This is a genomic window from Streptomyces varsoviensis, assembly GCF_000718635.1.
GTDB lineage: Bacteria > Actinomycetota > Actinomycetes > Streptomycetales > Streptomycetaceae > Streptomyces > Streptomyces varsoviensis.
In genome coordinates this window covers 633995-658140 of the sequence record NZ_JOBF01000003.1, presented here as the reverse complement: position 1 = coordinate 658140, position 24146 = coordinate 633995, and the positions used below count along the sequence as shown (strand labels likewise).

General features: G+C 71.2%; 22 protein-coding genes and 1 pseudogene. 5 read left to right on the top strand and 18 right to left on the bottom strand.

Going from position 1 to position 24146, the window contains the following annotated elements:
* Position 1: 1 nt before the first annotated feature.
* From IF55_RS07350 to IF55_RS39970, 9 genes and pseudogenes are all read right to left on the bottom strand, one after another.
* Positions 2 to 910: a carbohydrate ABC transporter permease gene (locus IF55_RS07350; RefSeq protein WP_030875710.1), complete on the bottom strand. Its 909-nt coding sequence runs from the start codon at positions 908 to 910 to the stop codon at positions 2 to 4.
* A 4-nt stretch (positions 911 to 914) separates the two neighbouring features.
* On the bottom strand, positions 915 to 1913 hold the full coding sequence (locus IF55_RS07345) for a carbohydrate ABC transporter permease (RefSeq protein ID WP_030875712.1): 999 nt from the start codon (positions 1911 to 1913) through the stop codon (positions 915 to 917).
* Positions 1914 to 1925: 12 nt separating this feature from the next.
* On the bottom strand, positions 1926 to 3275 hold the full coding sequence (locus IF55_RS07340) for an ABC transporter substrate-binding protein (protein ID WP_030875715.1): 1350 nt from the start codon (positions 3273 to 3275) through the stop codon (positions 1926 to 1928).
* Between the two features lie 140 nt (positions 3276 to 3415).
* Positions 3416 to 4573: an ROK family transcriptional regulator gene (locus IF55_RS07335; RefSeq protein WP_030875719.1), complete on the bottom strand. Its 1158-nt coding sequence runs from the start codon at positions 4571 to 4573 to the stop codon at positions 3416 to 3418.
* A gap of 253 nt (positions 4574 to 4826) precedes the next feature.
* Positions 4827 to 5348 (bottom strand): DinB family protein, encoded by a 522-nt coding sequence (locus IF55_RS07330; RefSeq protein WP_030875721.1) that lies wholly within the window; start codon positions 5346 to 5348, stop codon positions 4827 to 4829.
* Positions 5349 to 5399: 51 nt separating this feature from the next.
* Positions 5400 to 6023, bottom strand: coding sequence for a hypothetical protein (locus IF55_RS07325; RefSeq protein WP_048831630.1), 624 nt, complete (start codon positions 6021 to 6023; stop codon positions 5400 to 5402).
* Complete coding sequence (locus IF55_RS40420; RefSeq protein ID WP_245661117.1) at positions 6020 to 6181, bottom strand: hypothetical protein; 162 nt, start codon at positions 6179 to 6181, stop codon at positions 6020 to 6022. Before IF55_RS40420 ends, IF55_RS07325 begins: the two co-directional genes overlap by 4 nt.
* 112 nt (positions 6182 to 6293) lie before the next feature.
* Positions 6294 to 6467 (bottom strand): annotated as a pseudogene (locus IF55_RS40415) (alpha/beta hydrolase); the annotation flags it as partial.
* Complete coding sequence (locus tag IF55_RS39970; protein ID WP_048831628.1) at positions 6464 to 7540, bottom strand: mechanosensitive ion channel family protein; 1077 nt, start codon at positions 7538 to 7540, stop codon at positions 6464 to 6466. The gene IF55_RS39970 and the pseudogene IF55_RS40415, both read right to left, overlap by 4 nt.
* A gap of 267 nt (positions 7541 to 7807) precedes the next feature.
* On the opposite strand from IF55_RS39970, the gene IF55_RS07315 reads away from it, so the two are divergent.
* From IF55_RS07315 to IF55_RS07295, 5 genes are all read left to right on the top strand, one after another.
* Positions 7808 to 8344, top strand: a complete 537-nt coding sequence (locus IF55_RS07315) for an HNH endonuclease (protein WP_030889939.1) — start codon at positions 7808 to 7810, stop codon at positions 8342 to 8344.
* Between the two features lie 393 nt (positions 8345 to 8737).
* Complete coding sequence (locus tag IF55_RS07310; RefSeq protein ID WP_030889942.1) at positions 8738 to 9025, top strand: hypothetical protein; 288 nt, start codon at positions 8738 to 8740, stop codon at positions 9023 to 9025.
* Positions 9026 to 11386: a 4-alpha-glucanotransferase gene (malQ, locus tag IF55_RS07305; RefSeq protein WP_030889945.1), complete on the top strand. Its 2361-nt coding sequence runs from the start codon at positions 9026 to 9028 to the stop codon at positions 11384 to 11386. It abuts the gene before it with no gap.
* A 170-nt stretch (positions 11387 to 11556) separates the two neighbouring features.
* Entirely contained in the window at positions 11557 to 11805 is a 249-nt protein-coding gene (locus tag IF55_RS07300; RefSeq protein WP_030889948.1) for a hypothetical protein, read from the top strand.
* Positions 11806 to 12132: 327 nt separating this feature from the next.
* Positions 12133 to 13107 (top strand): acyl-ACP desaturase, encoded by a 975-nt coding sequence (locus IF55_RS07295; RefSeq protein WP_030889951.1) that lies wholly within the window; start codon positions 12133 to 12135, stop codon positions 13105 to 13107.
* A gap of 51 nt (positions 13108 to 13158) precedes the next feature.
* Here the strand turns inward: IF55_RS07295 and IF55_RS39965 are convergent, their stop codons facing one another.
* From IF55_RS39965 to IF55_RS07250, 9 genes are all read right to left on the bottom strand, one after another.
* A complete protein-coding gene (locus IF55_RS39965; protein ID WP_211269951.1) occupies positions 13159 to 13671 on the bottom strand; it encodes a hypothetical protein in 513 nt (170 codons plus the stop codon).
* A gap of 26 nt (positions 13672 to 13697) precedes the next feature.
* The gene (locus IF55_RS07285; protein ID WP_030889959.1) at positions 13698 to 14300 is read right to left on the bottom strand and encodes an isochorismatase family protein; all 603 of its coding nucleotides are present in this window, start codon (positions 14298 to 14300) and stop codon (positions 13698 to 13700) included.
* A 164-nt stretch (positions 14301 to 14464) separates the two neighbouring features.
* Positions 14465 to 17029, bottom strand: coding sequence for an aminopeptidase N (pepN, locus tag IF55_RS07280; protein WP_030889962.1), 2565 nt, complete (start codon positions 17027 to 17029; stop codon positions 14465 to 14467).
* Positions 17030 to 17081: 52 nt separating this feature from the next.
* Positions 17082 to 18275: a TerD family protein gene (locus IF55_RS07275; protein WP_030889965.1), complete on the bottom strand. Its 1194-nt coding sequence runs from the start codon at positions 18273 to 18275 to the stop codon at positions 17082 to 17084.
* Positions 18276 to 18383: 108 nt separating this feature from the next.
* Positions 18384 to 19412, bottom strand: a complete 1029-nt coding sequence (locus tag IF55_RS07270) for an aspartate-semialdehyde dehydrogenase (protein WP_030889967.1) — start codon at positions 19410 to 19412, stop codon at positions 18384 to 18386.
* Between the two features lie 153 nt (positions 19413 to 19565).
* Positions 19566 to 19928 (bottom strand): hypothetical protein, encoded by a 363-nt coding sequence (locus IF55_RS07265; protein ID WP_030889970.1) that lies wholly within the window; start codon positions 19926 to 19928, stop codon positions 19566 to 19568.
* A 9-nt stretch (positions 19929 to 19937) separates the two neighbouring features.
* A complete protein-coding gene (locus tag IF55_RS07260; RefSeq protein ID WP_030889972.1) occupies positions 19938 to 20243 on the bottom strand; it encodes a type II toxin-antitoxin system PemK/MazF family toxin in 306 nt (101 codons plus the stop codon).
* Positions 20240 to 20446: a toxin-antitoxin system HicB family antitoxin gene (locus IF55_RS07255; RefSeq protein ID WP_078643780.1), complete on the bottom strand. Its 207-nt coding sequence runs from the start codon at positions 20444 to 20446 to the stop codon at positions 20240 to 20242. Before IF55_RS07255 ends, IF55_RS07260 begins: the two co-directional genes overlap by 4 nt.
* Positions 20447 to 20580: 134 nt before the next feature.
* A complete protein-coding gene (locus IF55_RS07250) occupies positions 20581 to 23898 on the bottom strand; it encodes a S8 family serine peptidase (RefSeq protein WP_030889978.1) in 3318 nt (1105 codons plus the stop codon).
* Positions 23899 to 24146: the final 248 nt, after the last annotated feature.

Here is a 24146-nt window from a genome sequence, read left to right as displayed (position 1 = left end):
ATCAGCCCTTTACTCCGGTGAGAGTGACGCCTTCGACGAAGGCCTTTTGTGCGAAGAAGAAAACAATGATGACAGGGGCCATGACGAGGATGGTCGCGGCCATGGTCATGTTCCAGTTGACGCTGTGCGCGCTCTTGAACGATTCGAGTCCGTAACTCAGCGTCCACGCCCCCGGGTTCTGCGCCGCGTAGATCTGCGGGCCGAAGTAGTCGTTCCAGCAGTAGAAGAACTGGAAGAGCGCCACGGCCGCGATGCCGGGCTTGGCCATCGGGACCACGATCCGCAGCAGGGTGCGCATCTCGCCGCAGCCGTCGACCTTCGCCGACTCGATGTATTCCTTGGGGATCGTCAGCAGGAACTGGCGCAGCAGGAAGATGGAGTACGCGTCGCCGAACGCCATCGGGATGATGAGCGGCCACAGCGAGCCGGACAGGTGCAGTTGCTGGGCCCACACCAGGTACATCGGGATCACGATGACCTGCGGCGGCAGCATCATCGTGGAGATCACCAGCAGCATCGCGGTCCGGCGGCCCCGGAAACGGAACTTGGCGAGCGCGTACGCCACGGGTATCGACGAGCACACGGTGAAGAGGGTGCCCAGCCCCGCGTACATCAGCGAATTCTTCCACCAGTCCAGAAAACCGGGGGTGTTGATGACCTCGGTGTAGTTGGACCAGTTCCATTCGTGCGGCCACAGGTCGCCGCTCATGGCCTGGCTGTCGCTCATCACAGAGGTGAGGAAGACGAAGACGAACGGCAGGACGAAGAAGAGCGCGGCGGCGATGGCGACGGCGTGCACCGCGATCCAGTGCAGGGCCCGCTTGCGGCGGATCGCGGCCGGCTGCCGGGCCGGGGCCTGGCGCGAGGGGGCCGGCGCCGGCTGCGGGGCGGTCAGGGTGGTCGTGGTCATGGGATCAGTCCTCCGCCGTCAGCAGGCCGGCGCGCTTGCGCATCAGCAGCGAGGTCACGGCCATGGCGATGACGAAGAGTACGAGCGAGAGCACGCACGCCGCGCCGGTGTTGAAGTTCTGGAAACCGAGCTGGTAGACGAGTTGCGGCACGGTCAGCGTCGAGTGGTCGGGGTAGCCGGGCTGGATGACGGTGCCGGGGCCGATGGTGACGCCGGAGGCGAGCTTCCCGGCGACCAGTGCCTGCGTGTAGTACTGCATGGTCTGCACGACGCCCGTGACCACCGCGAACATCACGATCGGGGTGATCGACGGCCAGGTCACATAGCGGAATTTGGCGAACGCGCCCGCGCCGTCCAGCTCCGCGGCCTCGTACTGCTCCTTGGGCACGTCGAGCAGCGCGGCCATGAAGATGACCATGAGGTCGCCGATGCCCCACAGCGAGAGCATCACCAGCGAGGGCTTGGCCCAGGCCGCGTCGTTGAACCAGTTCGGGGCGTCGATGCCGATCGCCGAAAGGGCCTCGTTGACCGGGCCCGTACCGGGGTTCAGCAGGAAGACGAAGGCGACGGTCGCGGCGACCGGCGGCGCGAGATAGGGAATGTAGAACGCGGTCCGGAAGAATCCGACACCGGACTTGATCTTCGTGATGAGCAGTCCGATGCCGAGGCCGAAGACGACGCGCAGCGCGACCATCACGACGACCAGCCACAGCGTGTTCCACAGCGCCGGGCCGAACAGCGGCATCTGGGTCAGCACGTACTTCCAGTTGCGCAGGCCCACGAAGTCCGGGGCCTTGATCTGGTTGTAGTGCATGAACGAGAAATAGACGGTGGCGAGGAGCGGATAGCCGAAGAAGACGGTGAAGCCGACCAGCCAGGGGGAGAGGAATCCGAGGGTGCGCAGCCGCTCACGGGTGTGCTTGCGGCGCAGCTCGGGCGCTATGTGCGGCCGGGCCCGCTGGTCCAGCGCGGGCGGCTCGGTGACTGCTGGGGATATGGCCATGGCGGTACTCCGTCAGTTCTGCGACTGGACGTTGTCGGCGTCGATCTGCTTGTCGAGGTCGCGCAGCCCCTTGTCCAGGTCCGGGACCTTTCCGGCCTCCACGTTGTAGGAGAAGTCCTGGAGCGTGGTGACGTACTGTCCGCCGTTGTTGGAGGGCGGCACGGTCTGGCTGTGCGGGTTCTGCGCGATGTCCAGGAACGTGCGGAAGGACGGGTCCGCGTCCAGTTTCGGCGACTTGAGCGCCGCGAACGTGGACGGCACATTGTGAATGTCGTTCGCGAAGGCGACGACCTGATCGGTGTCGGCCGTCAGGAACTTCACCAGTTCCCATGCCGCGTTCTGGTGCTTGCTGCTGTGCGAGATGCCCGCCACGGTGCCGGTCAGATATCCGCGCCCGTACTTGTCCGCCTGATCGTCGGGTACGGGCATGGGCGCGGTGCCCCAGCCGAACTCGGCCTTGTCCTCCTTGAGCTTCAGCCCGCGCCACTCGCCGTCCATGATCATGGCCAATTTGCCGGTCACGAAGGCGTTCTGGGAGGACATCTCGTCACCGAAGGTGGTCCGGTACTTCTCCAGCGCGCCGTATCCGCCGAGCGCTTTGATCATGTCGAGCTGGGTGGTGAAGAACTGCTTCGAGACGGGGTCCTTCGACAGGGCGGCCTTGCCGTTCTTGTCGAAATAGGTGGGGGCCCACTGGGCGAACGGCCGGTCCGGGCTGTTCTGGTAGAGCCGGAAGTCGGGCATGTAGCCGAGCTGCTTGTACGAGCCGCCCTTGGTCCGCTCCGTCAGCTTCACCGCGTCTTCCTTGAACTCGGACATGGTGCGCGGCGGCCGGGTGATGCCGGCCTTCTCGAAGGCGTCCTTGTTGTAATAGAGCCCGAAGGAATCCGCGAGCAGCGGCAGCGCGCACTGCTTGCCCTCGTACTGCGTGTAGTCCAGCAGGGTGGCGGGGAAGATCTTCTTCTTCTCCATGCCGGACTTCTTCAGGAACGGGTCCAGATCCACCCACATCCCCGACGAGCAGTACTGCCCCACATTGTTGGTGGTGAACGACGACACCACGTCCGGGGCGTCATCGCCCCCCGCCCGCAGCGCCTGGTTGATGGACTCGTCGGTGACGTTCCCCGTCGATTTCACCGTGATATTGGGGTGCAGTTTCTCGAACCGCTTGATCGACGCGTTGATCGCGGCGACCTCGTTCTTCTCCGACCAGCCGTGCCAGAACCTCAGCGTGACGGGCTTGGTCGGGTCGTCCGTGTCACTTCCGGTACTCGGATTGGCGCAGCCCGCGAGGAGCAGGCCGGCGGTGGCGAGTACCGAGCCGAGGACGGCCGGCGCGCGGCGACTTCGCGTACGCGGCATGGCGGAACTTCCTTTGTGGCGGGGGCTGGTGGCGGAGACTTCTGCGGATGCGGATGCGGCTGCGGATGCGGAGAGGGGATGCGGTGTGGCGCTCACGCGGCGGCATGCCGTCGCGGCCCGCCACGGGGGCCCGGTGGGGGTCAGGCCGTGTCGAAAACCGTGTTGCGCGCCTCGGCGAGCGCGGTCTGGAGCGCGCCGATGAGAATGGGGGAGCCGTCCACGGCGCTCATCCGCAACTGCGGTTCGGGCAGGGCGATTCCGGTCAGCTCGGACGCCACCAGCTCGCGCAGCCGCTCGCCGCAGGTCTGCGGCAGCGCCCCGGCCAGCACCACCAGCTCCGGGTCGACGACGGCCACCACGGCGGCGATGCCGACGGCGATGCGCCGGGCCAGCTCGGCGAGGACCGCGTCGCCCGCGCCGGGCGTGGTGAGCGCGGCCTGAAGGGCGTCGGCGGCGGTGTCGGCCTCGATGCCGTGCTCCCGGGCGAGGGCGAGCACGGCGGGCGAGCCGACGAGGCTCTGGAACCCGCCGCCGGCGTCCGGCCGCGCGGCCGTGACGGGCCCGCCGCGCGCCAACGGCGCGCCCGGCAGCGGCATATAGCCGATCTCGCCGGCCCCGCCGGTCGCCCCGCGCAGCAGGGTGCCGCCGAGCACGATGGCGGCGCCGACGCCCTCGTCGGCCCAGATGAGCACGTAGTCGTCGAAGTCCTGGGCCGCGCCGTCGTGCTGCTCGGCGATGGCCGCGAGGTTCACGTCGTTCTCGATGACGATGGGGGTGCCGATCACCTTGGCCAGCTCGTCGCGGAGGGTCCGCGAGTGCCAGCCCGGCAGGTGCGGCGCGTACCGCAGGGTGCCGGTCTGCGGGTCGAGCGCGCCGGGCGTCCCGATGACGGTCCGGTGCAGCGCGTCGAGCCCGAGCCCGGCCTCGGCCAGCGCGTGCCCCACCACCTCGGCCACCAGCTCGGCGGTCCGCCCCCGCCCGGTGTCCGGGGCGTCCCGCGCCTCGGCACGGTGCTCGCCGACGACATGTCCGGTGATGTCGGCGACGACGGCCGTGATCCCCTCGGGGTCGACGGCGAGCGCCGCGACGTACGCGGCGCTCGGGTTGACCTCGTAGAGCTGGGCGTTCGGCCCGGGGCGGCCGGTGACATTCCCGGTGGTCCGCACGAGCTGGGCCGCTTCGAGCCGGCTGAGGAGCTGCGACGCCGTGGGCTTGGACAGCCCGGTCAGCTCGCCGAGCCGGGTGCGGGTCAACGGGCCGTGGGCGATGAGCAGATCGAGCGCGGCGCGGTCATTCATGGCGCGCAGTACGCGCGGGGTCCCGGGGGTCCCGGCCATGGTGGTGCACCCGCCCTTCGACATCGCCTTCGAGTGTCTGTAGGAAGCTGTCTGTTAGGAAACTTTCCTATCGGTGAACAGGACGTTAAAGCCGACGTCAGTGGGGCGTCAATGGTCCGAACGCACCGCTTGTCAAAGTGTTATGAACGCAGAACCGGCCCCCGGGCGGAATTCCCCCGGGGGCCGGCATCGGATGCCGTACGCGCCTACGCGCCTACACGCCCGTGACCCCGTCGATGCGCTCCCGGATCAGGTCCGCGTGGCCGTTGTGGCGCGCGTACTCCTCGATCATGTGCACCAGAATCCACCGCAGCGAGACCGACGACTCTCCGATGATCTTGGCGAACTGCTCGTTGAGCGCCCCGGAGTCGTCCAACGAGCCCTCGGCGGCCGCCTCGCGCGACCGCTGGACCTCCGCCCGCCAGTCGGCCAGCGCCGCCTCGATGCCGCGCTCCGCGACCAGCGTGAACCCGTCACCGATCGCCTCGTCGTACGACACCTCCCGCCCGGCCAGCACCTCCTGGAACCACTTCCGCTCGACCACGGTCATGTGCTGCACCAGCCCGAGCAGCGTCATCGCCGACGGCTCCACCGCCGCCAGCCGCACCTGCCGGTCGTCCAGCCCGGCGCACTTCACCGCCAGCGTCTCCCGCTGGAACTCCAGCCAGCTCTCCAGCATGGCCTTTTCCCCGGCATGCGGCGGCGGTATGGACCGTTCACTCCCCAAAGCACTCATGCGCGCCACCTTGGCACGGCCGTGCGGCGATGCAACAGTCTCGCGGAGGACTCAGGAAGACTTGAGGGGAGCCTTGGACGACCAGAAGTCGGACTCGTCGCGCGGGTTGAGATCGACCTTCCCCGTCGGACCGCCGGGCTTGCCCGGGGTGCCCTTGGGGAAGGTCAGGTCGGAGTCCTTGGCGCAAGGCGAGGCGACGTTGAAATAGACGTTGCCGATGTCCCCCACTCCGAGCGAGACGGTGAAGCCGTCCTTGGTCCTGGCCTCGATGCCCGGCATGTCCTTGTTGGTATCGACCTGGACGATCCGGTACCCCTGCTGTTCCCAGTGGCGCTGCACCACACCGAGGAAGCTGCCGCGCCGCTCAGCAGAGATCTTGGTGGTGACGCCGCGGCTGCGTTTCACCGTCGTGGTGCCCGTCGGCAGATTCAGCGAGTCGCTGCAGGCGATCTCGTTCGGCGTGAAGTAGACCCACTTCACCGGGGGTTTGATGCCCTGGAAGGTGTCGTCCAGGATCACTTCCGCCCGCTCGCCGGCTTCCTGCATGTCCATCGTGGGTTGCTCCTTCTTCGGTCGCTCCGGCGTGGACTTTCCGCCCGCTCCGCAGCCGACGAGGAGCAGTCCGGCCGCCGTCAGCATGCCGACTGCCCTGATCCCGGTGCTGGTCCGCGTCATCGTGGCTTCGCCTGCTCGATCTTGTCGCCGTGGCCGGTGACGACCTTCGCGATGTTCTGCAATGAGTCGCCGCCTTTGTCTGGATCGAAGTAGAGGGAATGCGCGGGCAGATCTCCTGACAGGAGACCCATGAACCCGGTGTCCTCGCCGGGTGCCACCGCGAAGTGGTGCCCTCCGAAATCCCGGCTCGCGGGGTCGGTGTTCCGCGCCGGCGCCGAAGTCCTTCGCCTTGTCCACGCCGGTGCCGGGGCTGCCGACCAGGACCACATCGTCGGCCGGTATCCCGCCGGGCTGCTGGCTCGCCTGCCCGACGGTCAGCGACCCGTATGAGTGGCCGACAGCGGTGACATGCGGGGCGCCGCCCTCATGGGTGGCTCGGACGCCGCGCAGGAAGTTGTCGTAGGCCGGCGCGCCCTTCTGCGGCCCCCCGGGGCCCGCCCTCACTTGCCCAGTGTCGGTGGTGCCGGGGGCTGTTGGGGGATGGGGGTGGTGGCCAGGGACTGGGGGGAGGTGGGGTTGGCGAGGGCGGAGGGGGCGGCGACGGTGGCGGAGGGGTCGGGGGCGGGTTCCTCGTCGGCGGGGGCCGCGGGGTCGCCGAGGCGGATGCCCTCGGCGTCCAGGGCCTGCTTGATGCGCCAGCGCAGCTCGCGCTCGACGGCCGGGGCCTTGCCGGGCATCGTCTTGGCCTGGACGCGGACGACGACCGAGTCGAGGGTGACCGAGTCCAGGCCCATCACCTCGACCGGCTCCCACAGCGACTCGTCCCACGGCGCGTCCTTCGCCATGTCCTCGCCCGCCGCGGCGATGACCGTACGGGCCCGGTCGAGGTCCTCGTCGTAGCGGAGGGTGACATCGACCTCCGCGGTGGACCAGCCCTGGCTGAGGTTGCCGATCCGCTTGACCTCGCCGTTGCGCACGTACCAGATGGCGCCGTTCGGGCCGCGCAGCTTGGTGACGCGCAGCCCGACCTCGATGACCGTGCCGGTCGCGACGCCCGCGTCGATCTCGTCGCCGACGCCGTACTGGTCCTCAAGGATCATGAACACGCCGGAGAGGAAGTCCGTGACCAGGTTGCGGGCGCCGAAGCCGATGGCCACGCCCGCCACACCCGCGCTGGCCAGCAGCGGAGCCAGATTGATCTGGAGCACGGACAGCACCGTCAGCGCCGCCGTTCCCATGATCACGAAGGAGGCGACGCTGCGCAGCACCGAACCTATGGCCTCGGAGCGCTGCCGCCGCCGCTCGGCGTTGACCAGCAGGCCGCCGAGCGCCGTGCCGTCCACGGCCTGGGCCGTGCGGTTCATGCGCGCTATCAGCTTGGTGATGCCGCGCCGGATCAGCGACCGCAGCACCACCGCGATCACGATGATCAGGATGATGCGCAGGCCGTTGCCGAGCCAGGTGGACCAGTTCTCCTCCACCCAGCCGGCGGCGTTGTTCGCCGTCTGCGTCGCCTCGTCGAGGGAGGTGACGCGGTGCGGGGTGGTGTCGGCGGCCAGAGCAGCGGACCAGGACACAGCAGGGACCCTTCGTGTCGGACATGCCCGCCGGGAGCACGGCGCGGACAGCCAACCAGAGTAACGGGAGGGCAACGGTGTCCCGTTGCTGTGTTCGATTGATCACGGGTCTTGGCCGGGGCGTGAGCGGGGGATGAAAGAGGTGTGCTGCAAAACACCTGTGGCCCGTTACCTGGTGATGGTGGCGCTCCGACCAGGGAGCGGGGGACACTTGGTGGAGATCGTCCCGGCGCGAGCCACGCGCCGCCGGCGTACAAGGAGGCACCCGTGCCGCATGTCCTGGTCCTCAACGCGTCGTACGAGCCGCTCGGCGTCGTACCGCTCCGCCGCGCGCTCGTCCTCGTCCTCAATGAGAAGGCCATCTGCCTTGAGGACTCCGGCGCCTTCATGCACAGTGCGACCCACGTCATACCCGCCCCGAGCGTGGTGCGGCTGAAGCGCTTCGTGCGGGTGCCCTTTCGCGGCCCCGTCCCGCTCACCCGCCGCGCCCTGTTCGCCCGCGATGGCGGCAGATGTGCCTACTGCGGTGGCGTCGCAACCAGCGTCGACCACGTCATCCCGCGCAGCCGCGGCGGACCCCACGCCTGGGAGAACGTGGTCGCCGCCTGCCGCCGCTGCAACCACGTCAAGGCCGACCGGCACGTCGCCGAGCTCGGCTGGCGGCTGCGCCACCAGCCCGCCCCGCCATCCGGGCTGGCCTGGCGCATCATCGGGACCGGGCATAGGGACCCGCGCTGGCTGCCTTACCTCCAGGCATACGGCGCGGAGGACGCCATGGCCCGGATCGACGGCATTTCCGCCTGAGACCGGGCCTTCGTCGTACCGCGAGAAGTACGGCGGGGATGTGGGGATACGGCCGTACGGGTGCCCGTACGGCCGTACGGACCGGTCCCCCGTATGGTGCCGCCCGCCCCGGGCGCGGATGGATCGGGTGCCCGCCGCGTCCCCGCGGGCCGCTCCCGGAGGCAGCGGAACCGGCCCCGGCCCACCGTCACGCACCCCGTCACACGCCGCAAAAAAGCCGCCGAGATGTCCACTTGGTCCGCATTCTCTTCTTTCGGTGCCGCACGCGGCCGTGAAATCGCCTGCCGGGAACGTAATGTGACCTGGAGCACGTTCCCCGAATCGGGACGTCTGCCCTCGCCGCGAGTGGGTAGGGCAAATGTGTCCCACTGCCATCACCTCCAGGAGGCCCGTGTGGCCGCGTCCGCCCAGCTCCTGCTCTCCGCGATCTCCAGCACCTCCGGCGTTCCGGGGCTCTCCAAACCCGACCTGCCCCCGCGGGAACCCGACCTGTTCGACGGCGTCTCGGGCCCCGATTCCGGGCTCGACGGCTCCGGCGCGTTCGTCGAACCGCCGCTGACCAGCGAACCGCCGCTCGCCGACGCCACCCCGCTCACCAGCGAGTCCCCGAACACCGCCGAACCACCGCTCACCAGCGAGCCCACCACCGCCGGACTCGGCGCGGAGTACGTGGAGGTCTGAGTGGCCAGAGCGCGGCTCGCCGAGCTGCACGGCGTCGCCACGTCCTACGAACCCTCACCGGGCCGCCGCGTCCGGGTGTCCGAGGACACCATCGTCGAGGTGCTCGCCGCGCTCGGAGTCGACGCCTCCACGCCCCGGTCCGTACGGGCCGCCCTGGACGACCACGCGCTGGCGGAGCGCGGTCGGCTGCTCCCCGCCACGGTGGTGCTGCGCGCCCCCGCCGACACCGCGCCGGGCCCCACCCCCGCGCCGCGCCCGGCCACCGCCCGCCCCCGCCCCCGTCGTACGCCGCCGCTGCCCGTCCTGCCCGAGGGCACCGCGCTCAGCGTCGAGACGGAGAGCGGCGAGCGCCTCCCCTGGGACGGCGCCGCGTTCTTCCACGGCCGCGCCCGCGATCGCGCACACGATGGCGCACACGAGAGCGACGCCGCCGAGACCACCGCCGACGCCGGCGGCCTGCCGCTCGGCAGCCATGTGCTGCGGGCCCACGCCCCCGACGGCCGCTCCGCCCGCGCCACCCTCCTCGTCACGCCCGAGCGGATGCCCGAGCCGGCCGGCCGCAGCCACGGCTTCCTCGTGCAGCTCTACTCCCTCCTCTCCGCGCGCTCCTGGGGCATGGGCGACCTCGGGGACCTCGCCGAGCTGGCGTCCTGGTCCGGCCGCTCCTTCGGCTGCGGCTTCGTGCAGGTCAACCCCTTGCACGCGGCCGTGCCCGGCGCGCCCACCGACCCCTCGCCGTATCGCCCCTCCTCCCGCCGCTTCCCGGACCCGGTCTACCTGCGCGTCGAGGCGGTCCCGGAATACGCCCACCTCGCCGGGCAGGCCCGCGAGGACGCCGCGGCGCTGGTCGCCCGCGCCACCGTGCTGCGCTCCGCCGTACTCGACGGCAGCGGGCTGATCGACCGGGACGCGGTATGGGCCCTCAAGCGAGAAGCCCTGGAGCTCGTACGGGCCGTGCCGCTCTCGCCCGGCCGCCGCGCCGCCTACTGCGACTTCCTCGCCGAACAGGGCCGGGCCCTGGACGACCACGCCACCTGGTGCGCGCTCGCCGAGGTGTACGGCCCCGACTGGCACGCCTGGCCGGAAGGGCTCAGGGACCCGCGCTCCACCCGCACCGCCCGCGCCCGCGGCGAACTCCTCGACCGCGTCGACTTCTACTGCCGGCTCGCCTGGCTCACCGACCAGCAGCTCGCCGCCGCCCAGCGCGCCGCGCGCGACGCCGGCATGCCGCTCGGCCTCGTCCACGACCTCGCGGTCGGCGTCCACCCGGGCGGCGCGGACGCCTGGGCGCAGCAGGACGCCTTCGCCTCCGGCATGTCGATCGGCGCGCCCCCGGACGCCTTCAACGCGCGCGGCCAGGACTGGGGCCTGCCGCCATGGCGCCCGGACGCCCTGGACGCCGTCGGCTACGCCCCGTACCGCGGGCTGCTGCGCGGCATGCTGCGGCACGCGGGCGCCCTCCGCATCGACCATGTGATGGGCCTCTTCCGGCTGTGGTGGGTCCCCGCGGGCCGCGACCCCACCCAGGGCGCGTACGTGCGCTACGACGCGGAGGCGATGCTCGGCGTCCTCGCCCTGGAGGCGCACCGCGCGGGCGCCGTCGTCATAGGCGAGGACCTGGGCACGGTGGAGCCGGGCGTGCGCAGGACGCTGGCGGAGCGGGGCGCGCTGGGCACGTCGGTGCTGTGGTTCGAGCGGGATTACGCGTCCGAGGCCGAGGATGGGGCCGTTTCCGAGGCCGAGGAGGGGGCCGCGCCCGGGAGCGGGGGCGGTGCCGAAGGCGGCGGCGAGGGCGGCGGCGAGGGGGCGGGAGCGGTCGCCGTCGACTCCGGCTCGGCGGACACGGCCAGTGCGGCCGGCGCTCGCGGCCGGCCCCGGCCGCTGCCCCCCGAGGCGTGGCGGTCCGGCTGCCTCGCCACCGCCACCACGCACGACCTGCCCAGCACCGCGGCCCGCCTCACCGGCGAACACGTCGAACTCCGGCACCGGCTCGGACTGTTGACGCGCCCGCTCGCGCAGGAGCGGGGCCAGGACGCGATCGAGGTTGCGGAGTGGATGGCGCTGCTCGGCCAGTTGGGGCTGCTGCCGGAGGGCCCGGGGAACGAGGAGGCCGCGATCAAGGCCGTACACCGCTTCCTGCTGCGCACCCCGGCGCGGCTGGTGGGGGTGTGGCTGCCGGACGCCGTGGGCGACCGGCGCCCGCAGAACCTGCCGGGCACATGGCGGCAGTACCCGAACTGGCGGCTGCCCATCGCGGATGCCCGCGGCCGGCCCGTCTCCTTCGAGGAACTGGCGGCGTCCCCGCGCCTGCACGCGCTGATGAGCGAGGTGCGGGGGCCTGCCCGGCGCGGCGGCCGGTAGGGGCGCCGGGGCCATGGGCAGCGGCGGGGTGCGGACGGCGGGGCTCAGGGCTGGGAGCCTCCGGCCGCCATTCCCGGCCATAAGCCGTCTCAGATGTCCATAAGCCACCTCGGCCATCCATAAGCCACCCCGGACGCGCGCGGCGTTCGCACGTCGGATACGTTGGCTCCGTGAGCAACAAGGTCAACAAGAACGCCCTGCGCGCCGGCACGATCACCGCCGGCGTGACACTGGTGCTGCTGATGTCGTCCCCCGCTTTCGCGCTCACCCGCGACGACGGCGACGACCCGGGTCCGGGCCTCAGCGTCATTCAGACGCTCGGCCTCTATGTCGCCGCGCCGATCGTCCTCTTCCTGGTCATCGCCGGCCTGGTCATGGTGGGCTCCAAGAAGTCGGACTGGCACTACAGCAAGAACTGACGCCGACGGCCGCACGGCCGTCCCCGCGCCTTCGACGTGGCCTTACGCATGCCGCGCATCCCCTGGGGGATGCGCGGTTTTTCTGTCCGGGAGCGCCGGTCCTTTCTGTCCCGAGCGCGCCGGTTTTCTGTCCCGGGAGCGCCGGCCGAACGGGCCCGCGCCGGCCCGGAGTTGAGCGCTCTCTCGGGCCCCGATCCGGAACAGTCCCTTCCGCTAATGCGGCGGGGGCTCTTGTCGTTTATGGCCGCCTTAACCTACGGTGGCGTAACCTACGGAGCCGTAAGTAACGATCATACGATCGTCCCCAGTCGTCCCCTGGAGCATGCTGTGACCGTCGCCCCCTCCCGTCTCCACGGCCAGGCCGCGTGGAGTGACAGCCAGCTCCTGTACGCGCTGGAGGAAGTCGTCGAGGCCGAGCTCAACCGCCACCTCGGCGTCGCGAAGGACTGGATGCCGCACGAGTACGTGCCCTGGAGCGACGCCCGCGACTTCGACGGCATCATGGACGGCGAGGCATGGGCCCCCGACCAGTCGAAGGTCACCGCCGTGGGCCGTACCGCCCTGGTCGTCAACCTCCTCACCGAGGACAACCTCCCCAGCTACCACCACGAGATCGCCACCCTCTTCGGCCGTGACGGCGCGTGGGGCACGTGGGTGCACCGCTGGACGGCGGAGGAGGGCCGGCACGGCATCGTCATGCGGGACTACCTGCTCGCCTCGCGCGCCGTCGACCCGGTCGAGCTGGAGAACTTCCGCATGCGGCACATGTCCGAGGGCTTCGAGTCCGACAACCGCCACAGCATGCTGCACTCGATCGCCTACGTCGCCTTCCAGGAGCTGGCCACCCGCATCTCGCACCGCAACACCGGCCACCACTCCGGCGACCCCGTGTGCGACCGGATGCTGGCCCGTATCGCCACCGACGAGAACCTGCACATGGTCTTCTACCGCAACCTGCTCGCAAAGGCGTTCGAGCTGGCCCCCGATCAGACCATGAGCGCCGTACGGGACGTGGTCGTCGACTTCCGCATGCCCGGCCACGGCATCCCCGGCTTCGAGCGGGCCGCCGCCCAGATGGCGATCGGCGGCATCTACAACCTCCGCATCCACCACGACGACGTGCTCCAGCCCGTCCTGCGCTACCTCAAGGTCCTCGACATCGGCGGCCTCGGCCCCGAGGGGCTCAGGGCGCAGGAGGAACTGGGCCTCTTCATGGGCGGCCTCGACGACCAGGCGGTCAAGTTCGACGAGCGCCGCGCCGCCCTGCTGGCCCGCCGCCAGGCCCGCGCCGAACGCGGCTGAGGGACCCGCGCGGCCGCCGCCCCGCCGCACTGGACCGGGGCGGCGGCCGGGTCAGCAGCCGGGGCCCGGCGGCGGGGAGGCGGCCAGGGCGAGCGCGGCGGACCTCAGGTCGGCCTCCCATGTGCCCTGGTCGAGGCCCAGCGTGCGGTCGACGCAGCACTCGCACGGCGGGAGCAGCGAGACGAACGCCCGTTCCGCCGGGGTCTCGGCCTCCGTCTCCCACCAGCCGTCCTTCGCCAGATCAGCGGGGGTGATGGCGCCCTCGGCGAGCCGCGCTGCCATCCGGCGCAGGGCGTGGCGCCGCGCCACGTCCGGTTCGGGCAGCGCGATACCGGTCTCGGCGAGCGCTCGCTCGAAGGCGTCGCGGATGTCGCGGGGGTCGGCGTTGCGGGACCAGCCCGCGAGTTCGCCCAGCGCCGGGCTGTCGAGACCGGCCGCCAGCGCCTCCGCGGCGACCATCGGGAGGTCTTCCGGAGGGACCTCGTCCGCCCGGTACCGGCACGCCACCTCGCCCAGAACCGCGCGCCCGCCCCGCGCCGCGGCACCCATGTCTGTTGTTTCCATGACATGTACGACTCTACGGGGCGAGGTCACCGCCCGGGCACGAGGCTCATCACGATCGGGGTGAGCTTGGCGCCGCGTTCGCTGGTCCAGTCTCCGGCCAGCTCGGCCAGGAGCTGGTTGGTGGAGGCGAGGACGGCTCCGGCCCTCTCCATGCGGCGGAGGGAGATGTCGTCGGCCAGCCGGGTGGGGGAGCCGCCGGCGTCGGCGACGACGTGCACGCGATAGCCCTGCCCAAGGGCGGTCAGGGCGGGGAAGACGGTGCACACGTCGTTGGTGACACCGGCGATGATCAGATGGTCCCGGCCGGCGGCCCGGACGGCGGCGGAGAGGTTGTCGTCGTCCAGGGCGTTGACCACGCCCTGCCGCCTGATCCTGGTCGCGAACTCCTTGGGGGCGATGTCCTCGAACTCCGCCAGCAGCGGGCCCTGCGCCGCCTCCTCCATGGACGAGGTCAGGAGCAGCGGGATGTCCACGGCCTTCGCGGCCCTGGCCAGGGCCAGCGCGTTGCGCTTCATCTCGGCGAACGGGGTGGAGCCGACCCAGCTCATCGTCCCCTGCTGGTGGTCGATGAGCAGCATGACGGCGGCGTCGGCGGTCAGTGTGCCTGCGGGCTGGTCGGTGGCGGGCATCCGGTTCTCCTCAGGGCCTCAGGGGCGGGACGTCCCCGGTGTTGGAGCAACGATCCGGGCTGCCGCAGCCGTACGCAACGGACTCCCCGGCCACACACGCGGAAGGGCCCCGCCGCGCGTTTCCGCGCCGCGGGGCCCTCCGGCCGAACGGCAGGAGCGAGGCGTCAGCGGCCCGCGTCCGCCGCCTGCGCCTTCAGCGCGCGCTCGACGCCCGCGCGGGACTCCGTGACCAGCCGGCGCAGCGCCGCGCTCGGCTCGGCCGAGGCCAGCCAGGCGTCCGTGGCGTCGAGGGTGGCCTGGGAGACCTGGAAGCCCGGGAAGAGGCCGATCGCGATCTGCTGCGCCATCTCGTGGCTGCGGCTGTCCCAGGCGTCCTTCACCGCGGCGAAGTACTTCTCGGCGTACGGGGCCAGCAGCTCGCGCTGGTCGGCCTGGAGGAAGCCGCCGATGACGGCCTCCTGCACCGAGTTGGGCAGCTTGTCGGACTCGACGACCGACGCCCACGCCTCGGCCTTCGCCTCGGCGGTGGGCCGGGCGGCGCGCGCCGTGGCGGCGTGCAGTTCGCCCGCCGAGGTGCGGTCGCGCTCCAGCTCGGCCGCGATGGCCTGCTCGTCGGCGCGGCCGGTGGCGGCGAGCCGCCCCAGCAGGGCCCAGCGCAGGTCCGCGTCGACGGTCAGCCCCTCGATGGTCTCGGTGCCGGCCAGCACCCCGGCGAGCAGATCGAGCTGCGCGTCCGTACGGGCCGTCGCGGCGAACGCCCGCGCCCACGCCAACTGGTGGTCGCTGCCGGGGGCGGCGGCGCGCAACTGCTCCAGCGTGGCGTCCGTCCACTTGGCGAGGCCCTCGGCGCGCCACTCGGGGGCGGCGAACAGGTCGAGCGCCAGCTTCACCTGGCGGTGCAGCGACTGCACCACGCCGATGTCCGTCTCCTTGGCGATGTTGGACAGCACCAGGTCGAGGTAGTCGCGGGTGGCCAGTTCGCCGTCGCGCGTCATGTCCCAGGCCGAGGCCCAGGACAGGGCGCGCGGCAGGGACTCGGTGAAGTCGCCCAGGTGCCGGGTGACGGCGGCGAGCGAGTCGGTGTCCAGGCGCACCTTCGCGTACGAGAGGTCGTCGTCGTTGAGCAGCACGACGGCGGGCCTCGCCTTGCCGACCAGGGCTTCCACGGCGGTCAGCTCGCCGTCCACGTCCAGCTCGACCCGGTCCGTACGGACGAGCTTGCCGTCCTGGAGGTCGTAGCAGCCGATGGCGATGCGGTGCGGGCGGAGCGTCGAGACGCCCTTGGCGCCGGCCGGCAGCGCCGGGGCCTCCTGCTTGACGGCGAAGGAGGTGATGGTGCCGGCGATGTCGACGTCGATCACCGGGCGCAGCACGTTGATGCCGGCGGTCTCCAGCCACGCCTTCGACCAGGTCTTCAGGTCGCGTCCGGAGGTCTCCTCCAGCGCGCCCAGCAGGTCGGCGAGGCGGGTGTTGCCGAAGGCGTGGCGCTTGAAGTACGCCTGCACGCCGCGGAAGAACTCGTCCATGCCGACGTAGGCGACGAGCTGCTTGAGGACGGACGCGCCCTTGGCGTACGTGATGCCGTCGAAGTTGACCAGGACGTCGTCCAGGTCGCGGATCTCCGCCATGATCGGGTGCGTGGACGGGAGCTGGTCCTGCCGGTACGCCCAGGTCTTCTCGGAGTTGGCGAACGTCGTCCACGAGTGCGGCCAGCGGCTGCCCGGCGCGTACGCCTGGCAGGCGACGGAGGTGTAGGTGGCGAACGACTCGTTCAGCCACAGGTCGTTCCACCACTCCATGGTCACCAGGTCGCCGAACCACATGTGGGCCAGCTCGTGGAGGATGGTCTCGGCGCGCCGCTCGTACGCCGCGTCGGTGGTCCGGGAGCGGAAGACGTACTGGTCGCGGATGGTGACCGCGCCCGCGTTCTCCATCGCGCCCGCGTTGAACTCCGGCACGAAGAGCTGGTCGTACTTGGCGAAGGGGTAGGCGTAGTCGAACTTCTCCTGGAACCAGTCGAAGCCCTGCCGCGTGACCTCGAAGATCGCGTCGGCGTCGAGGTACTCGGCGAGGGAGGGGCGGCAGTAGATGCCCAGCGGCACGCTGCGGCCGTTCCCCTCCCAACTGCTGTGCACCGAGTGGTACGGGCCGGCGATCAGCGCCGTGATGTACGAGGAGATGCGCGGCGTCGGCTCGAAGCGCCAGACGTTGCCGGCGGGCTCGGGCGTGGGGGAGTTCGAGATCACGGTCCAGCCCTCGGGGGCCACCACGGTGAACTGGAACGTCGCCTTCAGGTCGGGCTGCTCGAACGAGGCGAACACCCGGCGCGCGTCCGGCACCTCGAACTGCGTGTAGAGGTACGCCTGCTGGTCCACGGGGTCCACGAACCGGTGCAGACCCTCGCCCGTGTTCGTGTACGCGCAGTCCGCGACGACCTTCAGCTCGTTGCGGCCCGCCAGCAGGCCCGGCAGCGCGATCCGCGAGTCCGCGAAGACCTCGGCGGGGTCCAGCGCCGCGCCGTTCAGCACGACCTCTCGCACGGACGGGGCCACCAGGTCGATGAACGACTCCGCGCCCGCCTCGGCGGCGTCGAAGCGCACGACGGTCTGCGACCGGTAGGTGCCGCCCTCCTGCGCGCCGGAGAGATCGAGGTCGATCTCGTACGAGTCGACGGTGAGCAGGCGCGCCCGCCGCTGCGCCTCTTCGCGGGTCAGGTTGGTACCAGGCACCGGGGCATCTCCTTGTGTCGCGACTGTTCCGGCCATCCTTCCACGAGTGCCGTCACCCGCGTACGGAGCACTTCCAGTCGCCGTCCGCGCCGATGCGCAGCAGGCCGGAGCCGGACAGCGGGACGCTCAGCTCCACCGTGCCGATCTCGTTGACCGGCAGGTCGATGTCGTCCTCGTCCCAGGTGGCGTCGGTCTCGCGGTGGTGCCAGACGGTGACGTTGTGCTCACCGTAGTGGGCGAAGTTCAGCATGGTGGCGGGGCCGTCGTAGACGAGCAGGTCGGCGCCGTGGCCCTGAACGGTCCCGGTGAGCCGGCGGGCGTGCGAGAGCGGCAGTACGCGCAGCGTCCACCGCCCGTCGTCGCCCTCCACCCTCAAGGTCAGGGGGCGGTCCTTGGGGGCGGTGGCGACGGTCCTGCCACCGATGTCCGACTCGTAGGACGCCAGCAGGTCGTCCTTGGTGCGGCCGTACTCGTCGCAGTCCCAGACGACCAGGCTCGACGTGCGGTGCCCCTCGACCTCGACGAGCACCCAGCCCGCGGGGATCGACGCGTCGCAGACGACGGTCTTCGTACCCCGGCCCTCGTGCACGAAGGGCTCGAAGAAGAGGGCGGCGACGGCGTCCGGGGCCGGCGCGGACGAGGGGGCGGGGGCCGGGGACGGTGCGGGCGCGGGTATCGGGGCGGGGGTCGGTATCGGGGGCGCGGTGGGCGTCAGGGCCGGGGCGGTGCTGATGCCGTAGTCGGCGGCGAGCCCCTCCGTGCCCGTGTCGTAGCCCTGCCCGACCGAGCGGAACTTCCAGCCGCCGCCACGCCGGTAGAACTCGCCCAGGACGAAGACGGTCTCGGAGGTCGCGTCGTCGACCGGGAAGAAGGCGACGGGCGCGCCGGCGGCCGTGGTCACGTGCACGGCGAGCCCCGGAACGCGGCCGAAGGCCGCGCCGCCCGCGGAGGCGGTGACGACGACGCGGTCGACCGAGGGCTCCACCGCCGTCAGGTCGAGCCTCAGCCAGTCGGCGTGTGTGCCGTTCTCGCCCTGGGTCTGCCCCAGGTGCCGCACCGCGCTGCCGGGGTGCTCGGGCCGGCCGGCGAACACGAGGTCCGCGTCGCCGCGCACGGCGCCGTCGGGGCCGAGCAGCAGCGCGCAGACGTCCACGCCGGGCAGGCCGGGGCCGGACGTCCAAGTCACCGCGGTGTGCAGGGGCTCGGCGGGTACGGGCAGATTGCCGCCCTTGGGTAGCTGCGTCACGTAAAGATCTTGCCACGGGCGGAGAAAAGGCGGAGAAAAAGCGGAGAAAGGCGAAGCGATACGAACGGCGGCGGACATCTCCTGGGGCCGCCGCCGTTCGTCACGGCCTCAGCCGCGCAGCTCCGCGGAGACCAGTTCCGCGATCTGGACGGCGTTCAGGGCCGCGCCCTTGCGGAGGTTGTCGTTGGAGAGGAACAGCGCCAGGCTGTTCGGGGCGGTCTCGTCCACCCGGATACGGCCCACATAGCTGGCGTCGCGGCCCGCCGCCTGGAGAGGGGTGGGGATCTCGGACAGCTCGACGCCCGGGGCGCCGCCCAGCAGCTCGTACGCGCGCTCCACGGTGAGCGGGCGCTCGAAGCGGGCGTTGACCTGGATCGAGTGGCCGGTGAAGACTGGCACTCGCACGCAGGTGCCGGAGACCTTGAGGTCGGGGATCTCCAGGATCTTGCGGGACTCGTTGCGGAGCTTCTGCTCCTCGTCCGTCTCGAAGCTGCCGTCGTCGACGATGGCGCCGGCCAGCGGCAGCACGTTGAAGGCGATGGTGCGCTTGTAGACGCCCGGCTCGGGGAACTCGACGGCCGAGCCGTCGTGCGTCAGCGCGGTGGCGCCGTCGGCGGCCTTGCGGACCTGCCCGTCCAGCTCCTCGACCCCGGCGAGCCCGGACCCGGACACGGCCTGGTAGGTGGTGGCGACCAGCGCGGTCAGCCCCGCCTCGGCGTGCAGCGGGCGCAGCACGGGCATGGCGGCCATCGTGGTGCAGTTCGGGTTGGCGATGATGCCCTTGGGGCGGTCGGCCACGGCGTGCGGGTTGACCTCGGAGACGACGAGCGGCACCTCGGGGTCGAGCCGCCAGGCCGACGAGTTGTCGATCACCACGGGTCCCTGCGCCGCGACCTTCTCCGCGAGCGCCCGGGACGTCGTGCCGCCGGCCGAGAACAGCACGATGTCCAGGCCGGAGTAGTCCGCGGTGGCCGCGTCCTCGACGGCGATCTCCGTACCGCCCCACGGCAGCATCCGCCCCGCCGACCGCGCGGAGGCGAACAGCCGCAGCTCCTCCACGGGGAAGCCGCGCTCGCCGAGCACCTTGCGCATCACGCCGCCGACCTGGCCGGTGGCTCCGACGATTCCGATCCTCACGCTGACTCCTTCGCACGATCCGACTCTGACCTGGTCAAGCCGCTCCATCATGCGTCGGGGTGCGGCTGCTTTGTCCAATCTGTTGCAGAGGGTAGGAGGGCCGAGGTGACGTGGATCACGGCGGGCCGGCGCAGCGGAGGGCTGACCAGTCGGTCACCCGGAGACCTCGCTCGCGGCCTCGTGCAGGAGCGCGGCCAGCGCCGAGGAGTTCGCCCGGGCTTCCTCACGGGCGGTCGCCCGGCCGACCGCCCGTTCCAGCTCGTCGAGCCTGGCCACGCGGGACGGATATCGGCGCAGCGCCACGAAGACGCCCCAGCGGTACAGGAAGGTGTGCAGCGGCACGGTGCTGTCGGTCTGCACGGCCTCCCGCCGGGCCGCGTGGGATTCCCGCTCGAAGCGGGCGGCCGCGACGGTGTCCACGTCGGCGACGGCCACCCGCAGCGCCGCTTCGGTGAGCGGCGGCATGGGGAACAGGGGCTCGTCCGCTGGATCAGGGTGTGCAGGCCGTGCGGTCACGGGCGGCTCCTACAGGTCCAGCACCGAACGGACCGCGCGTTCGACGCGCTCCATCGTTTCCGGGGGGACCCGGCCCAGCAGCTTCGCGTTCTCGAAGCGGTGGGCGGCGTACTGAGTGAGGTTCACCGGCACGGCCACCGCCCGCACCGGGTCGGTGATGGGCACGGACAGCAGCGTGTCGGGGTAGGCCCCGGACGGATGGAGGAGCAGGCACACGGCTGCCCGGTAACCGTTGTTGACCTCGTCGATGGAGAGCACGAGCACGGTGCGAGTGGCGTTGGCGAGCGGGATCTCCCACACGGTCCCGCGCTTCAACGGATGTCTCCCGCGGGGTCGGTGACGCCATCGTCGACGAGGAGGACGCCGCCCAGGGCGGCTTGGGCCTCGGCGGCCTCCTTGGCCATTTGCCGACGCAGCGTACGCACCATGTACGCGTTCAGTGAGAGGCCGGTGTCGGCAGCGGCCTTGCGTACGTCGGCGTCGAGATCATCCGGTATGCGCACTGTGAATACACTCATGCCACCAATCTAGTGGTCGCCAGGCGAACCGCAGAGGGCGTGGAAACGGGTGCCGGAGCGCGTACGGGCACCCCGGCGCGCAGGGGCCGGGGCGGGCGCCCCTGTGCGCGCCCGCCCCGGTCCTGCTCAGTGCGTTACCCCACCACCTTTTCGATCTTCACCGCGCCGCTCCCGGCCACCGTGCCGGTGGCGTTCTGGAGCTGGACCTCGCCGAAGAGGGCGCGGCCGGCGGGTGGGGCGGAGGCCGCTATGACCTCGGCGGTGACGGCGGCCTTGGCGCCGGAGGGCAGGTGGATGGGCTGGGAGGTGTTGGTGCGGAGTTCGCCCAGGGAGGGGGCGAAGTAGACGTCGCGGTAGTCGTAGGCGGTGGAGCCGGCCGGCACGGAGTAGCCGGACACCTCGATGGTGTACTCGCCGGCGGCGGGCTTCGTCAGGGAGACGGACTCCTCCGAGTCGCCCTTGGTCGAGGAGGCGACGACCTTGCCGTCCTTGTAGACGCTCAGGTCGAGGTCGGCCTTGGCGTCGGAGACGTGGCCGATGGACGCGTCGAGGCGGGTGACGCCGGCGCCCAGGGTGACCTTGGTGGTGCGGGTCTCGCCCTGCTTGATCGTGGGCCGGTCGGTCACCGACGAGCCGAGCTGTCCGCCGCGCAGGGCGCCCTCGATGGGGGCGAAGCCGTTGGCGGCGGTCCAGGAGACGGTGGTCGGCGTGCCGGCCTTGGCCTCGGGGATGGTGCGTTCGGCGGGGTCGAAGGCCACGCCGAGGGCGGTGGCCGTCAGCGTGTAGGGGTTGTCCAGGTGCGGCGACGTGCGGCGGGACTCGACCTCGAACTCCCAGACGCCGGGCAGCGGGTCCGCGTACGAGCGCAGCTCGGGGCGGCAGGTGTTGGCCGGGTTCGGGTAGTTGGGGTAGCAGTTCGGCGTGGAGGTGGGGTCGGCCGGGACGCCGTACGGGCTGATGGCGATCCACCGGGTCTGGCTGCCGGACCGCAGGCCGCTCATGGCGACCTCCAGCGTCTTGGCGCCCTTCGGCACGTTCACGAAGTACGAGGTGGTGGCGTTGCGCTGGACGCTTCCCGACTCCTTGACCGTGTACGACGGCTTGGCGAGGGGCTGCGCGGCCACGACCGTCGTCAGGATCTGCTTGTCGACGGGCCAGGTGTGGTCGTCGTTCACGGTGAGGATCGCGCTGTGCGCCCCGGCGGTACGGGCCTTGGCGCGCACCTTGACGGTGACCGGCCGGTTCAGCGGCAGCTTGACCTCGTCGTCGCCGACGATGCGGAACGTGCCGTCGTTGTTCTTCCAGCCCAGCTCGTGCCAGATGGGGCGGTCGGGCCCAGTGGTGCGGGTGATGCTGATGTCGTACGTCCGGTTCTCGCCGGTCTTCAGGCCGCCCTCACGGTCGTAGAGCCCCGTGCCGAACCCGGGCGTCTTGAGCGAACCGGCCAGCGACGTCTTCACCGGCGCCTTGACCGCATACTCCTGGACGCTCACGCCGTCCCGGATCGCCTCCCACGCCTCGTTCACGTCGATGAGGCCGGCGCCCTGCGCGTACGCCTGGACGCCCTTGATCTTCTTGGCGGTCGAGGTCAGCGCCGTGCGCAGCTCGGCCGGCGGGAGGGCGTGGTGGCGCTCCTTTGCCGCGGAGAGCAGCAGCGCCGCCGCGCCCGTGGCCTGCGGGGCCGCCATCGAGGTGCCCTGGAGCATCGCGTAGCCCGGCGGCAGCGCGTAGCCGGCCTCGGCGACCGGGGCGCCCGGCTCCCACGTGGGCACGGTGTTGACGGACGCCCCCGGCGCAGTCAGGGTCGGCGTGAAACCGCCGTCCTCGCGCGGGCCGCGCGAGGAGAACGGCATCATCGCGTACTTCGTGTCCACCACGGACCCGTAGTCGGCCGCCCAGGTGTCCTTCGACACGGACGCGCCGACGCTGATCACCTTGTCCGCGACGGCCGGGTCGCCGATGGTGTTGACGCCGGGCCCGTCGTTGCCCGCGGAGATGACGAGCTGGACGCCGTAGGTGTCGATGAGCCGGGTGTAGAGCTCGGCGCGGGCGTTGTTGCCGTCGTTGAGCGGCGGCAGCCCGCCGATCGACATGTTGACGATGTCGACGCCCCGGTTCACGACCAGGTCGATCATGCCCTCGGTGAGCGCGACGTTGGTGCAGCCGCCGCTCCAGGTGCAGGCGCGAGAGGAGACGAGCTTCGCGCCGGGCGCCGCGCCGTTCATCCGCCCGCCGAAGAGCCCGTTGGCGGCGGTGATGCCCGCGACGTGCGTGCCGTGCTCGGACTCGACGACGCCGATGTTGACGAAGTCGGCCTTCTTGCCCGTCCAGTCGCCGCCGTACGGGTCCATCGGCACGTCCTTGCGGATCTCCACGACGAAGGGGATGCGCTCGGCGATCGGGGTGGCCGGGTCGTCCTTGCCGAAGTAGCCGACCTGGTGGTTCTCCTTGTACGGGCGCATCTCCTCGTCATTGCCGAAGTCGCCGTCGTCGTCGAGGTCGACGCGGACGGTGCCCTTGGCGGGGTCGTAGAGCACGGCCCACGAGTCGGTGGTGTCGCCGTCCCGGTTGAGGTCGCCCTTCATGTCGCCGCCGGCGGTCGCGCTCTCCCGGAAGAGGCTGACCTTGTACGAGCCCTCGGGCGCCCGGTACGTACGGCCGTTGAAGGAGAAGGCGGGGCCGGTGACGGACGTCGTCATCGGCCGCCAGGTGCCGTCCTGGTCCACTATCGGGTCGGTGGCCGTCACCCAGTCGGTGATCTTGCGTTCGCCGGTGGTGGTCTTCGCGAGCGCCGGGTGGCCGAGGTCGACGCCCGAGTCGAGGATGCCGATGGTCACGCCCCGGCCGTCGGCCTTGGGGTGGTCCTCGACGAAGTCTACGGCGCCGGTCTCGAAGGCCGGCTGGTACGGGTTCTTGGCGGGGGTGCGCTTGCCGGGCGCGGGGTACGCGGCCTTGCCCGTCCGCGCCGCCTTCACGCCCTCGGCCGCGTCGCCGCGCGGCGTCGGGTCCGGGAGCCTGATCTCCTGCTTGAGATCGATGCCGTGCACGGAGTCGAGGCGCTGCGCCTTGGCGATGACGGCGTCCGCCTGGGATGTCGGCACGGTGGCCCGTACGTAGCCGAGCTTGTCGTACGTACGCCCCACCGAGCCGCCCTCGACCGCGTCCAGCTCCCCGGCGACCTGGGCGGTCCGGCCGGGGGCGGTGGCGATCATCAGCGTGACGTTCTTGTCGCCGTCCGCCTTGGCGTCGGCGAGCAACTGGGCGTCGTGCGGGCCGAGCTTGGGCGCCGCGGCCGTCTTGGCGGGGCCGGGGTCGGGGCTCGCGCCCGGGCCATGGCCCGCGGCCAGCGCGGGGATCGGCGCGGCGAGCGCGGCCACCAGGCCCGCGGCGACCGCTATTCGGGCCGTGCGTCTCGCGCCGCCGGCGGACGGGTGCTGAGGGTCAGGGGTCATCGCGTCCTTCTTCGTTCAGGAAGGCCCGACATCCGGAATCCGGATATCGGGACCGGATGACCGATCACTTTCACGCAAGTGATGGCTGTTTGGGGAGGGTTGTCGGGGGCCCAAAGTAATGATGGCGTAAATCCGCCATGTGCCACAGGTGAGGAAACGGCAATAAAGCCGTCAAGCGGTCAGCGGCCGTGCGCCGGTTGACCCCCCTGGAAGACCGCTCCTACTGTCGTCGGCGACGGGCGGCCGGG

What these genes read in the sequence shown, in the direction of transcription:
- IF55_RS07350 (WP_030875710.1), bottom strand. Translation starts at nt 910, where the DNA reads ATGACCACGACCACCCTGACCGCCCCGCAGCCGGCGCCGGCCCCCTCG.
- IF55_RS07335 (WP_030875719.1), bottom strand. Translation starts at nt 4,573, where the DNA reads ATGAATGACCGCGCCGCGCTCGATCTGCTCATCGCCCACGGCCCGTTG.
- IF55_RS07345 (WP_030875712.1), bottom strand. Translation starts at nt 1,913, where the DNA reads ATGGCCATATCCCCAGCAGTCACCGAGCCGCCCGCGCTGGACCAGCGG.
- IF55_RS07250 (WP_030889978.1), bottom strand. Translation starts at nt 23,898, where the DNA reads ATGACCCCTGACCCTCAGCACCCGTCCGCCGGCGGCGCGAGACGCACG.
- IF55_RS07330 (WP_030875721.1), bottom strand. Translation starts at nt 5,348, where the DNA reads ATGAGTGCTTTGGGGAGTGAACGGTCCATACCGCCGCCGCATGCCGGG.
- IF55_RS07255 (WP_078643780.1), bottom strand. Translation starts at nt 20,446, where the DNA reads ATGAGTGTATTCACAGTGCGCATACCGGATGATCTCGACGCCGACGTA.
- IF55_RS07325 (WP_048831630.1), bottom strand. Translation starts at nt 6,023, where the DNA reads ATGACGCGGACCAGCACCGGGATCAGGGCAGTCGGCATGCTGACGGCG.
- IF55_RS07340 (WP_030875715.1), bottom strand. Translation starts at nt 3,275, where the DNA reads ATGCCGCGTACGCGAAGTCGCCGCGCGCCGGCCGTCCTCGGCTCGGTA.
- IF55_RS39965 (WP_211269951.1), bottom strand. Translation starts at nt 13,671, where the DNA reads ATGGAAACAACAGACATGGGTGCCGCGGCGCGGGGCGGGCGCGCGGTT.
- IF55_RS07285 (WP_030889959.1), bottom strand. Translation starts at nt 14,300, where the DNA reads ATGCCCGCCACCGACCAGCCCGCAGGCACACTGACCGCCGACGCCGCC.